The 12,815-nt window shown below is 67.1% G+C and carries 9 protein-coding genes; all 9 read right to left on the bottom strand.

From position 1 onward, the window contains the following. Positions 1–104: 104 nt before the first annotated feature. Positions 105–1,622 carry an amino acid permease gene (locus OG966_RS31065; RefSeq protein WP_326653290.1) on the bottom strand — a complete coding sequence of 506 codons (1,518 nt, stop codon included), beginning with the start codon at positions 1,620–1,622 and terminating at the stop codon, positions 105–107. Between the two features lie 143 nt (positions 1,623–1,765). Further along, positions 1,766–3,679, bottom strand: a complete 1,914-nt coding sequence (dxs, locus tag OG966_RS31060) for a 1-deoxy-D-xylulose-5-phosphate synthase (RefSeq protein ID WP_326653289.1) — start codon at positions 3,677–3,679, stop codon at positions 1,766–1,768. Positions 3,680–3,843: 164 nt separating this feature from the next. Then, positions 3,844–5,133, bottom strand: a complete 1,290-nt coding sequence (locus OG966_RS31055) for a sugar ABC transporter permease (protein WP_326653288.1) — start codon at positions 5,131–5,133, stop codon at positions 3,844–3,846. After that, complete coding sequence (locus OG966_RS31050; protein ID WP_326653287.1) at positions 5,130–5,918, bottom strand: ATP-binding cassette domain-containing protein; 789 nt, start codon at positions 5,916–5,918, stop codon at positions 5,130–5,132. Before OG966_RS31050 ends, OG966_RS31055 begins: the two co-directional genes overlap by 4 nt. Before the next feature lie 181 nt (positions 5,919–6,099). Beyond that, a complete protein-coding gene (locus OG966_RS31045; protein ID WP_326653286.1) occupies positions 6,100–7,212 on the bottom strand; it encodes a sugar ABC transporter substrate-binding protein in 1,113 nt (370 codons plus the stop codon). Positions 7,213–7,334: 122 nt separating this feature from the next. After that, positions 7,335–8,534, bottom strand: coding sequence for an ROK family transcriptional regulator (locus OG966_RS31040; protein ID WP_326653285.1), 1,200 nt, complete (start codon positions 8,532–8,534; stop codon positions 7,335–7,337). A 650-nt stretch (positions 8,535–9,184) separates the two neighbouring features. Then, positions 9,185–10,102 (bottom strand): carbohydrate ABC transporter permease, encoded by a 918-nt coding sequence (locus OG966_RS31035; protein WP_326653284.1) that lies wholly within the window; start codon positions 10,100–10,102, stop codon positions 9,185–9,187. Between the two features lie 92 nt (positions 10,103–10,194). After that, entirely contained in the window at positions 10,195–11,118 is a 924-nt protein-coding gene (locus OG966_RS31030; protein ID WP_326653283.1) for a carbohydrate ABC transporter permease, read from the bottom strand. Between the two features lie 49 nt (positions 11,119–11,167). Then, the gene (gene ngcE, locus OG966_RS31025; protein WP_326653282.1) at positions 11,168–12,616 is read right to left on the bottom strand and encodes an N-acetylglucosamine/diacetylchitobiose ABC transporter substrate-binding protein; all 1,449 of its coding nucleotides are present in this window, start codon (positions 12,614–12,616) and stop codon (positions 11,168–11,170) included. Positions 12,617–12,815 lie beyond the last annotated feature (199 nt).

Below are 12,815 nucleotides of genomic sequence, written 5' to 3'. Positions count from 1 at the left end.
CGGCGTCCGGCCCCGCAGTCACTGCCGTTGCCGTTGCAGGACGTACGGGGCCGGGCAGAACGGCGCCGGGCGGAACGGGCCCGGCAGATGGCGCCGAGTCCGCCCTAGTACTCGGACTCGGGGCCGAGGCGGCTGAGACGACTGTGGCTGCGGCCGTACAGGGCGTACACCAGGAAGCCCACAATCATCCAGCCGGCGAACCGCACCCAGGTCTCGGCCGGCAGATTGAGCATCAGCCAGACCGAGGCGGCCACCGAGAGAATCGGAACGAACGGCACCCACGGGGTGCGGAAGGCACGGTGCAGTTCGGGCCGGGTGCGGCGCAGGACGATCACGCCGAGAGCGACGACGACGAACGCGAAGAGCGTGCCGATGTTCACCAGCGTCGCGAGCTCGTTGATGCTGGTGAAGCCCGCGATGATCGCGATGATCACACCGAGCAGGATGGTCGGCCGGTAGGGCGTGCGAAAGCGCGGGTGCGTGACGGAGAAGAACCGCGGCAGCAGCCCGTCCCGGCTCATCGCGAAGAACACCCGGGTCTGGCCGAGCAGCAGAATCATGCACACCGTGGTGAGTCCGACCGCGGCGCCAAAGCTGATGATGCCGGCGTAGAAGGGGTGCCCGACGGCCTTGAACGCGTCGGCGAGCGGGGCGCTCACCGACATTTCGGTGTAGTGCTGCATGCCGGTGACCACGAGCGACACGGCGACGTAGAGCACTGTGCAGATGAGGAGCGAACCGAGGATGCCGCGCGGCATGTCCCGCTGCGGGACCTTGGTCTCCTCTGCGGCGGTGGCCACCACGTCGAAGCCGATGAAGGCGAAGAAGACGACGGAGGCGGCGGTGAAAATGCCCATGACGCCGAAGTTGGTGGGCGCGTAGCCGAACATCAGCTGAACCAGCGGGGCATCCAGTCCCGCCCCGGCGGGCTGTGGCTGGGCCTTGGGGATGAAGGGCGAGTAGTTGTCGGCCTTGATGAAGAAGAGGCCCGCGACGATCACGATCATGACGACGGCCAGCTTGATGGCGACCACGACCGCGGTGACCCGCGCGGACAGCTTCATACCGAGCACCAGGATGACCGTGAGAATCAACACCAGCACGAAGGCCAGGAGGTCGAAGCCGAATCCCACCGCCACATCGGGCCCGGAGAGCGTGGCGGGCAGGTGCCAGCCGACGTTGTCCATCAGCGAGCGGACATAGCCCGACCAGCCGACCGCCACCACCGCCGTGCCGAGGGCGAACTCCAGGACCAGGTCCCAGCCGATTGTCCAGGCGACCAGCTCACCCAGCGAGGCGTACGAGAAGGTGTACGCCGATCCCGCCACCGGGACGGTGGAGGCGAACTCGGCGTAGCAGAGCGCGGCGAGGCCACAGACGATGCCCGCGGCCACGAACGCGAGGGCGGTCGCGGGACCCGCCGTCTCCTTGGCCACCTTGCCCGTGAGAACGAAGATGCCGGTGCCGATGATGACGCCGACCCCGAAGACCGTCAGATCCAGGGCGGAGAGGGATTTCTTTAGCGCGTGCTCCGGCTCTTCGGTATCACGGATCGACTGTTCGACCGTCTTGGTCCGGAACAAGCCCTTTCCGGATGGCCCAGTGTCCTGCTGCGTACTCACCGGCGTACCTCCACGCACTCGTCGTGAACGCCATGATTGAGACATTGGCGGTCCGAGAGGGCTCCGTACGGGTGGATTTCACGCGAATGGGCCGGTCGGACCACCCATACAGGGTGAACCAACCGGCCCTTCGGCGCTACAGGTCAGTCGCGGGCGGGCTCGACCGCCTCGGTGTCGAACCGGCCGTCCAACCTGGAGACGAGACCGGTGACCTGACGGGCGATATCCGGTGCGGTCAGGCCGATCTCCGCCATGACCTCCTTGCGGGAGGCGTGGTCGAGGAAGCGCGCCGGGATGCCGAAGTCGCGCAGCGGTACGTCGACTCCCGCGTCGCGCAGCGCCTGGGCGACGGCGGAACCGACGCCGCCGGCCCGGCTGTTGTCCTCGACGGTGACGACGACGCGGTGCTGCTCGGCGAGTGGCGCGAGCGCCTCGTCGACCGGCTTGACCCAGCGCGGGTCGACGACGGTGGTCGAGATGCCCTGCGCGTCCAGCAGGCCGGCGATCTCCAGGCACATCGGTGCGAGCGCGCCCACGGAGACGAGCAGGACGTCGGGCCGGTCCGCGTCGGCGTGGCGCAGCACGTCCATGCCGCCGACCTTGCCGACAGCCTTCACGGCCGGGCCGACCGCGCCCTTGGAGAAGCGCACCACGGTCGGCGCGTCATCGACCTGGACGGCCTCCCGCAGCTGGGCGCGGACCTGGTCGGCGTCGCGCGGAGCCGCGATCCGCAGGCCGGGCACGCACTGCAGGATCGACATGTCCCACATGCCGTTGTGCGAGGCGCCGTCGGTGCCGGTGACGCCCGCGCGGTCGAGTACGAACGTCACGCCGCACTTGTGCAGGGCCACGTCCATCAGCACCTGGTCGAAGGCGCGGTTGAGGAAGGTGGCGTACACGGCGAAGACGGGGTGCAGTCCGCCGGTCGCGAGGCCGGCCGCGGAGACCGCACCGTGCTGCTCGGCGATGCCGACGTCGTAAACCCGGTCGGGGAAGGCCTTGGCGAACTTGTCGAGACCGACCGGCTGCAGCATCGCCGCCGTGATCGCGACGATGTCCGCGCGCTCCTTGCCGAGCTTGACCATTTCCTCGCCGAAGACCGAGGTCCAGTCGACACCGGAGGAGGCGATCGGCAGTCCGGTGTCGGGGTGGATCTTGCCGACGGCGTGGAAGCGGTCCGCCTCGTCCTGGAGGGCGGGCTGGTAGCCCCGACCCTTCTCGGTGAGGCAGTGGACGATGACGGGTCCGCCGAAGCGCTTGGCGCGGGCGAGCGCGGACTCCAGGGCCTCGATGTCGTGGCCGTCGATGGGGCCGACGTACTTGAGGCCGAGGTCCTCGAACATGCCCTGCGGGGCGATGAAGTCCTTGAGGCCCTTCTTGGCGCCGTGCAGGGTCTCGTAGAGCGGCCTCCCGACGACGGGGGTGCGCTCCAGGATGTCCTTGCCGCGGGCCAGGAAACGCTCGTAGCCGTCGGTCGTACGGAGCGTGGCGAGATGGTTGGCGAGGCCGCCGATGGTGGGGGCGTACGAGCGCTCATTGTCGTTGACGACGATCACCAGCGGGCGGTCCTTGGCGGCCGCGATATTGTTCAGCGCCTCCCAGGCCATGCCGCCGGTGAGCGCTCCGTCGCCGATGACGGCGACGACGTGGTCGTCCTTCTTCAGTACCTCGTTGGCCTTGGCAAGGCCGTCGGCCCAGCCGAGCACGGTCGAGGCGTGTGAGTTCTCGATGATGTCGTGCTCGGACTCGGCACGCGCCGGGTAGCCGGATAGGCCGCCCTTCATCTTGAGCCTGGAGAAGTCCTGACGGCCCGTGAGCAGCTTGTGCACGTAGCTCTGGTGGCCGGTGTCGAAGAGAACCTTGTCCTTCGGAGAGTCGAAGACACGGTGCAGAGCGATGGTCAGCTCAACGACGCCGAGGTTGGGACCGAGGTGTCCGCCGGTCTTGGAGACGGCGTCCACGAGGAAGGTCCGGATCTCGGCGGCGAGCTCGTCCAGCTGCTCCGGGCTGAGCCGATCCAGATCGCGCGGTCCCGTGATGCGGGTCAGCAGCGCCACCCGTGCCTCCTTGCAGTTGTGCGGTCTAGCTTGCCGGTCCGTCGAGTCTAATGTTCCGTCCGCGACGCCGGTCGCCGGGCGGTGCGATGTACATCACGCAATCGGGTGAACACACAGAGGTGCCCGGCACCGCGACGGTGCCGGGCACTCCTGCGGAGCTGCGGTCAGGCGCGGCCCGCGGTCTTCTGGGTCTTCCGGGTGACGGAGTCGATCACCACGGTGGCCAGCAGCACTCCACCCGTGATCATGTACTGGATCGGGGTGGCGATGCCTTGCAGCGACAGTCCGTACTGGATCGAGACGATCACCATCACACCGAGCAGGGCGTTCCAGGTCCGTCCGCGTCCGCCGAACAGGCTGGTACCGCCGATGACGGCCGCCGCGATGACGTTCATCAGAAGGTCACCGGCACCGGCGCTCTGGTTGGCTGCCGCGATCTTGGAGGCCCAGAACAGTCCGCCGACGGCGGCGAAGGTACCCGCGATCGCGAAGACCGAGACACGGACCGCCGTGACGTTGATGCCCGCACGCCGGGAGGCCTCGACGCTGCCGCCGAGTGCGAAGATCTTGCGGCCGTACGTGGTCCTGCGGAGCACGAAGTCCGTGACCACCAGGACCACCAAGAAGAGGACCAGCGCCAGCGGCAGGCCGCGGTACTGGTTGAACATGACAGCGGCGGCGAAGGCGATCACGCCGAGCACCGCCGTACGGAGCACGATGTCGCCGAGCGGCCTGGACGGGACGCCGGCGGCCTCGCGGCGGCGGTTGTCGAGGAAGGCCGAGAGGAAGAACCCGGCCACGGCGACCGCGGCGAGACCGTAGGCGGCGGCAACGTCCGAGAAGTAGTACGTGGTCAGCTTGCCGACGACCCCGTCACTGTCCAGGTTGATGGTGCCGTTGTCGCCGAGCAGCTGGAGCATGAAGCCCAGCCAGAAGAGCAGGCCGGCCAGTGTCACCGCGAACGCGGGTGCGCCGATCCGGGCGAAGAAGAAACCGTGGATCGCACCGATGGCCGCGCCGCTGGCGATCGCGACGACCACCGCCAGCCACTCGTTCATCCCGTGGGTGACGGTCAGCACAGCGACGATGGCTCCGGACACACCGCTGACCGAACCGACCGACAGGTCGATCTCACCGAGCAGCAGTACGAAGATGATGCCGACGGCCATCATGCCGGTGGCGACCATCGCGACGGAGATGTCGCTGAGGTTCTTCGCCGAGAGGAAGTTCGAGTTCAGGCTCTGGAAGACGGCGCAGATGATGATCAGGCCGATGACGACGGGGATGGACCCGAGGTCGCCGGCGTGCAGCTTGCGCTTGAATTCCGAGATGTAACCGGCGAAGCCCTGCTCGCGAACCAGCAGCCGTGGGTCGACCGCGGTGACGGCGTCGTGGGCGGCCTCCGGGTTCACGACCGGCGCGTCGGTGTGGGCGGAGGTCTTTTCGGTGTTCACTTCTGAACCTCCGTGGTGCGCGCCGCACGGCGGGTCACGGCGTTGTCCGTGGCACCGGTGATGGCGGAGATGATCTCTTCCTGAGAGGTGGTTCTGACCTCGAAGACGCCGTTGTTACGGCCGAGGCGGAGCACTGCCACCTTGTCGGCGACGGCCTTCACATCGGCCATGTTGTGGCTGATGAGGATCACCGCGTGACCGCGCTCGCGCAGCCGCTCGACGAGGTCGAGGACCTGGGCGGTCTGCTCGACACCGAGGGCCGCGGTCGGCTCGTCGAGGATGACGAGCTTCGGCTCACCGAGCATCGAACGGGCGATGGCCACGGTCTGCCGCTGGCCACCGGAGAGCGAGGCGATCGGGATACGCACGCTCGGGATGCGGATCGACAGCGTGTCGAGGAGCTCGCGGGCGCGGCGCTCCATCTCGACCTCGTTGAGAATGCCGCGCTTGCGGATCTCGCGACCGAGGTAGAGGTTGCCGACGACGTCGATGTTGTCGCAGAGCGCGAGGTCCTGGTAGACGGTCGCGATGCCGAGGTTCTGGGCGTCGTGCGGCTTGTTGATCTGGACGGTGCTGCCGTCCCACTCGATGACGCCCTCATCGATGGGATGCACGCCGGCGATCGTCTTGACCAGCGTGGACTTTCCGGCGCCGTTGTCGCCCACCAGGGCGACCACTTCACCGGCGTGGACCTCAAGCTCTACGTCGGTGAGCGCCTGAACGGCACCGAATCGCTTGGAGACCCCGCGCAACGCCAACACGGGCGTAGCGGACACGTGAACCATCTCCTTCGCCGCCTGACCGGCGGGGATGCCGCGCCGGGGGAACGGGCGCGGAGGTTGAGCAGAAACGAACAGAGGGGAGAAGCGTTTCTGCCCGGCGCCCCGCCCCGCTGGCGGGGGCTGGAGTGGGGCGGGACGCCGGACAGGCTTCGTGGGTGCGTAAGTCCCGTAGCGCTCGGGAGACTTACTTCAGACCGAGTGCGTCGCAGGCGGCCTTGTACTTCGGGGTGCAGATCTCGGCGACGGTGTAGACGCCGTCCTTCACGACGGTGTCCTTGATGTTGTCCTTGGTCAGCGAGACGACCGGGACGAGCACGGACGGGATGCCCTTGGCGGTCGGGCTGTCCGTCTTGGACTTGGCGATGGAGTCGAGCTTCTCGCCCTTGGCGAGCGCCACGGCCATCTCGGCGGCGGCCGCGGCCTCGGGCGCGTACGGCTTGTAGACGCTCATGAACTGCTCACCCGCGACGATGCGCTGCACGCCCGCCAGCTCGGCGTCCTGGCCGGTGACCGGGGGGAGCTTGGCGAGGCCGGCGGCCTTCAGGGCGGTGATGATGCCGCCCGCCATGCCGTCGTTGGCCGAGTAGACACCGATGATCTTGTCCTTGCCGAGAGCCGTGATCGCCGCCTCCATGTTGGCGTTGGCGTTCTCCGGCTTCCACTCCTTGGTGTCGTACTCGCGGCCGACGTTCACCTTGCCGTCGAGCTCGGCCTTGGCGCCCTTCTTGAACAGCTTGGCGTTCGGGTCGGTGATCGCGCCGTTCATCATCACGATCTGGCCGTCCTTGGCCTTGGCGCCAAGAGCCTCGAGGAGCGCCTTGCCCTGGACGTGGCCGACCTCCTCGTTGTCGAAGGAGGTGTAGCCGTCGATCGGACCCTCGGCGAGACGGTCGAAGGCGACGACCGGGATGCCCTCGTCCTTGGCCTTCTTGACCGAGCCGGCTATGGCCTTGGAGTCCACCGCGTCGACGATCAGCGCGTCGACCTTGTTGGTGATCATCGTGTCGACCTGCTGGTTCTGCAGCGTCGCGTCCTGCTTGGCGTTCGCGTAGACGACCTTGGCCTTGCCGTTGGTCAGCTCGCTGATCTTCTTCTCGATGAGCGGCTTGTCGAACTTCTCGTAGCGCGCGGTCTGGTTCTCCGGGAGGAGTAGGCCGATCGTGATCGCGTCGCCCTTGGCGGCTCCGCTCTCCTTGGTCTTGTCGCCCGACTCCTTGGCGCTGCCACACGCGGCGAGGGACACAGCCATCGTGGTGGCGGCTACGGCTACGGCGGCACGACGCATACGCATGTTCATGTTCTGAAACCTCCCTGACGAGGCCGCGTCGCTGCGGCCGAGGTGGCTGGAAGTCAACTCGGCCGTCGGGCCGACGTCAAGGAGTAAATCCTTAACGAGATGACAACGGTGCCATTCATTATCTAAGTGAAGACAGGTGCCCCGACGGGAAGCGAACTGTCCAGAAGGGTCGAATCGCCCATTTCGCTGAGCACGAGGGCCAGTGCGCCCAGCACCTCGGCGCGCCCTCCGAGCGCCCCCGGAAGGACGGACAACTGGCGTGCAGCGCTGGGAATCGCATACCGGGAGACCGACTCTCGAATCGGTCCGAGAACCAATTCTCCCGCTTCGGCAAGATTTCCGCCCAGCACTACGCGACTGGGGTTGAGCAGGTTGCAGAGGTTCGCCACACCGCTGCCGATATGCCGGCCGACGTCCGCGATGACCCGGCGGCAGCCGGGGTCGCCCTCGCGGGCCAGCTGGACCACGCGCTCCATGGTCAGATCGGCCCCGTGGCTGGACTGGAGCAGCGGCAGGACGTACCGGGCGGCGGCGAAGGTCTCCAGGCAGCCGCGGTTGCCGCAGCGGCAGACCGGGCCGGACTCGTCCAGCGTGATGTGGCCGATCTCGCCGGCCGTACCTCCCGGGCCCCGGTAGATCTGGCCGTCTATCACCAGGCCGGCACCGACACCGCTGGCGACCTTGATGTACGCGAGATCCCGGACCCCGCGGCCGCTGCCCCAGACCAGCTCGCCGAGCGCTCCGAGGTTGGCGTCGTTGTCGACGTACACGGGCACGCCGAGCCGCCCCGAGAGCTCCTCACTGGGGTTGATGCCGGTCCAGCCCGGCAGGATCGAGGTGGAGCCGAGGGTGCCGGACTCCACATCGATGGGCCCCGGTACGCCGAGTCCGACGCCGATCACCTTGTCCGGGCCGATCCCGGTCGCCGAGATCAGCCGGTTGACCAGCTGTTCCGCCCGGCCGAAGCCATGTGCGGACGAGGCGTCCACATCGAGCGGCTCGGACTCCTCGGCGAGCACCTGGTGGGCGAGGTTGCCGACGGCGACCCGCAGATGGGTGTGCCCGAAGTCGACGCCGATGACGATGCCCGCGTCGCCGCTGAGCGAGACGCTGCGGGCCCGGCGGCCGCCCGCGGAGGTCGGTGTGACCTCGACGGTTCCGCCGTCTTTCAGTTCGCGAACGATATTGGAGACCGTGGCCGCGGAGAGGCCCGTACCCCTCGCGATCTCCGCCTGCGTGAGCGAGCCCGCCATGCGTACGGCACGCACGACCCGCTCGAGGTTGGCCCGGTGCAGAGATGTCTGCGATCCCGGAGTCTCCATCGACTCATCCACTCCTGCCCCCGGTGGGCGGCACGACGACCGCCCCCGGCCGGGACCACCGTGCGGCGAGCCCGACGTTTCTCCAACTTGTGAACCCTAAGCACAACTCCCGAGCCTTATCGCGTCAAGACCTTGAGCGGCGCCAACCGCGGATGAGCACGCGGGAGTGCATCCGGAGGGCAAGGGGGAGCGCGAGGGCGATTCGGAAAGGTACAGACCTCCGGCAGTCGCCGGGCGCGGGCGGCCACGGGCGGTGAAGGCGGCCGCAGTCGCGTTCACGACAGCGATCGAGGCGGCACGGGCGCAGGCCGGGCAGACGGCCGGCGGCCAGTCGACCGAACGCCGGCAGAGGGGCGACTTCCAGCCAGGGCGAGACCATCTTGTGACCTTGGGTGGCCAACTCCGCGATCCGGATTCGGGAGCATCCGGCCCTGGAGACCGGGCCGGATGTTCCCGTACAGAAGGTGGAGGCAGGAACCGGCGCGCGTCGGAAGCCCGGCCGGGAGCCAGTCGTCCTCGGTCCGCCCCTGGCACTCAGCGCTGCCACCCGCACAGCAGCCGTGGCCCGGTCCCGGGGGATAAGTCCCCCGGGACCGGGCCACGGCACAGGGCCCCCGCTGTCGCGAATCGCGGATGCCCGCCCGCTGTCGTTACTTGACCGCGCCCGCCGTCAGGCCCGCCACCACCTGCCGCTGGAAGATGATGTACGCCGCGAGCACCGGCAGCATCGCCATCACCAGACCGGCGAAGAGGCCCGACCAGTCGCCCTTGTAGCCCTGGCTGACGGCCAGCTCCACCAGACCCTGCGAGAGCACCTTCTTGTCCGGGTCGGTGTTGAGCACGGTCGGAAGCATGTACTGATTCCACTGCCCGAGGAAGTTGAAGATGCCGACGCTGATCAGTCCGGGCCTGGCCATCGGCAGCATGACCTGGAAGAAGGTCCGGGTGTGCGAGGCCCCGTCGATCATGGCCGCCTCGGCCACCGAGCTCGGCAGCGTACGGAAGAACGCGGTCAGGAAGAACACCGTGAACGGCAGTGAATACGCGATGTAGACCAGGATCAGGCCGTGCAGCGTGTTCAGCAGTGCGATGTTGTTCAGTACATAGAAGAGCGGCACCAGCGCCAGCATGATCGGGAAGCTCATTCCTCCGATGAAGAGGAAGTAGATGAAGCGGTTCCCCGGGAAGTCGAAGCGCGCGAGTACATACGCGGCCATCGAGCCGAACAGCAAGGTGCCGACCAGCGAACCGCCCACCACCAGAACGGTGTTGAGGAAGTAGTCGCTCATGTGCGCCTGACTCCAGGCCCGCGACCAGTTGTCGAAGTGCAGCGAGTCGGGCAGTGACCACGGCGAAGTGAAGATCGCCTTGTCGCTCTTGAAGGAAGTCATCACCGACCAGAGCAGCGGCATGATGACCATGATCGCCCAGATGACGAGCACGCCGTGCGAGAAGACATTGAGGACACCGCCCTCGCTGCTCTTCACCCGGGCGGGCGCAGCGTTCGTCTTGGCCACCGGCGGGCGGTCCTGGGGGACGGCTGCGGGCGGGCTGTCTGTGGTCTTCACCGGGATTCACCTCGTGCTGTCATGCCGGCCACCGCGACCGAGCTGCTTATCTGCCGGGGGTCCGGGGGGTGCCCCCCCGGGAAGACACAGCATCAGAACTCCAGCCGCTCACGCCTGCCCAGCTTCATCACGAGGGCTGCGAAAGCCAGCGTGACGACGAGCAGGGCGACACCGATCGTGGTCGCATACGCCGCCTGGCCGTCCCGGAACGCCGTCTGGTAGACGTACAGCGTGAGAACCGTGGTCGAGTAGTCGGGTCCGCCGGGCCCCACGGTCATGATCTGGACGACCGCGAAGGACTCAGCGCCCAGGGCCAGGATTCCCATGTAGACCCATCCCGACTGCACGGTGTCCCACAGAAGCGGCAGGGTGATGCGGAAGAAGGTGGTGAACCGGTTCGCGCCGTCCAGCAGCGCCGCCTCGTAGAAGTCCTTGGGGATGGACGCCATCCCCGCCGAGAACAGGACGACGAAGAAGCCGACCGTGCTCCACACCAGGACCGCCATGACACACCAGAGCGCCAGGTCGGGGTCGCCGAGCCACTGCGGCTGTACGTCGCCGAGGCCGATGGCTTTCAGCGCCCCGTTGATCGCACCGTCGTTGGGGTTGTACGCGAATTGGAACAGCAGGGCGACGATCGCGATCGACAGCACCTGCGGGAAGAAGTACGCGATCTTGTAGAAGGACGACCCGCGCACACCGGCGATGGCGGCGCCCTTTCGGCGCCGCCCGCCGACATTGAGCATAAAGGCGAAGAACAGCGCAAGGCCGATCGTCACCAGCGGCAGCAGCAGCGCGAACCACAGGCTGTGCTGCAGCGACTTCCAGAAGACGTCGTCGTCCAGCATTCGACTGTAATTGTCGAAGCCGACCATTTTGAAGTCCGGGCTCAGGCCTGTCCAGTCCGTGAACGAGTAGTAGATGGACTGGACGAACGGCCAGATGACGAAGATTGTGTACAACGCCAAGGGGGCTGCCAAGAACCCCACAATGAACCGGTACTTGCCGTGTTGCATGGTTACCGACCCCGATCTTCCGGCGAGTGCCGCCGCTGGTGACGCCTGGTCACTGGTGCTTGTAGTGCTTGATCGACTGGTCCTTGGCGGCCGCGTCGGCGAAGCCCTGGATCTTCTTGATGGTTTCCGCGGGGGTCGCGCGGCCGGCCATCATCTCGCCGAGACCGGCGACGCCGATCTGCTCCTTCTGGAGCTTCACGTACCAGTCCTGCAGACGCGGGTTGACGACATTGTCACCGGCCTTCTTCAGCGCGTCGACGCCGGACTGCATCGCCGTCGACAGGGTGAGCCCGTCGGTGCCGCCGTTGAACGCGCTCAGGGACTTCACCTGCTGGGTGAAGCTCTTCGACGAGGCCTCGCTGAGCATGATGCGCAGCTGCTCCATGCCGCCCTCGGCGTTCTTCGCCTTCGCCGGGACGACGAAGGGCTCACCGCCCGAAGCCCAGATGGTGCCGAACGGCAGCTTGTCGGACTTGTCGAGGCTGGAGGGTGCGGCCACCATCATCTTGAAGTCCTTGGGCGTGGTCTTCGCCGCCTCGTTCTCCACCCAGGAGCCGTTGGGGATGAAGAGCGCCTTGCCCTGGGTCCAGGCCGTCTGGGACTGGATGTGGTCGATGCCGGGCGTGCCCTTGAGGATGTAGCCCTTCTTGAAGAGCTCGTAGTACGCCTCGAACGCGGCCTTGACAGCCGGGTGCTCCCAGGCCTTCGGCTCCAGGTTGTCGATGGCGTCGAGGACCTCGCGGCCACCGATCTTGGCGATGAAGGGGTACAGCGAGAACGGCAGGTAGTACGGGTACTTGCCCGCGTACGTCCAGCCGGCGATGCCCTTCTTCTTCGCCTTCTCGCACAGGGCGAGCATCTCGTCCCAGGTCTCCGGGTACGTGGCGTCGAGCTTCTCCAGGGCGGTCTGCGAGTACCACACGCCGTACACCGTGTAGGCGTAGTAGAGGATCCAGACCGGGTCGCCGTCGAACTGGCCCATCTCGACGATGCCCGGGCGCAGGGTGTCGCGCACCTTCTTGTTCGGATCGTCGATGGACGGCGCGTCCAGCAGCGGAGTGAGGTCGGCGAGTTGCTTCTTGCCCACCAGGACACCCATGTCCATCTGCTGGGCGCCGGAGTTGTCGATCAGGTCCGGCGGGGTTCCGCCGTTGAAGCGCGGCTGCAGCTCGGACTGGATCTTCTGCGTCGCGCGGTGCTTGACCTTGGGGGCCTTCGGGAAGGCCTCCTGGTACTTCTTCTCGGCGTCCAGGGCGTACTGCTGGCCGAAACCACCGTCGAAGATGACGACCTCGAGCTGCGCCGTCTCATTGACGCCCAGCGGATTCTTGGCGGACTTCTTGCCCTTGTCGACCTTCTCGCCGCCGCCGCTGTCGCTGCTCGCACAGGCGGAAAGGAAGCTCATCGTCGGGACGGCGATCAGGCCGAGTGCGGCAGACCGCTTGATCAGATCGCGACGGCCAAGGCCCTCATTGTTGTGGGCGGAGGTGGATCCCATGCTCAAGTCCTCGCCTTCTCCAGGACTCAGGCGGTGTACCGGTTACCCGTTCGTATTCGCCTAAGCGAAGGGCCCCGCCACCGCGGTCAGTTGCGCTTGGGTCGTGCAGGGTTGGCATGAGGGACGGACGGAACGCCGGCAGGTGTAGCACTGAAGCATCCGCCATCCCCCGCCCCCCGTGTCCGCCGCCGAGCGACTG

Source organism: Streptomyces sp. NBC_01750 (assembly GCF_035918095.1).
Lineage (GTDB): Bacteria > Actinomycetota > Actinomycetes > Streptomycetales > Streptomycetaceae > Streptomyces.
This window is presented reverse-complemented; position numbering and strand designations above follow the sequence as displayed.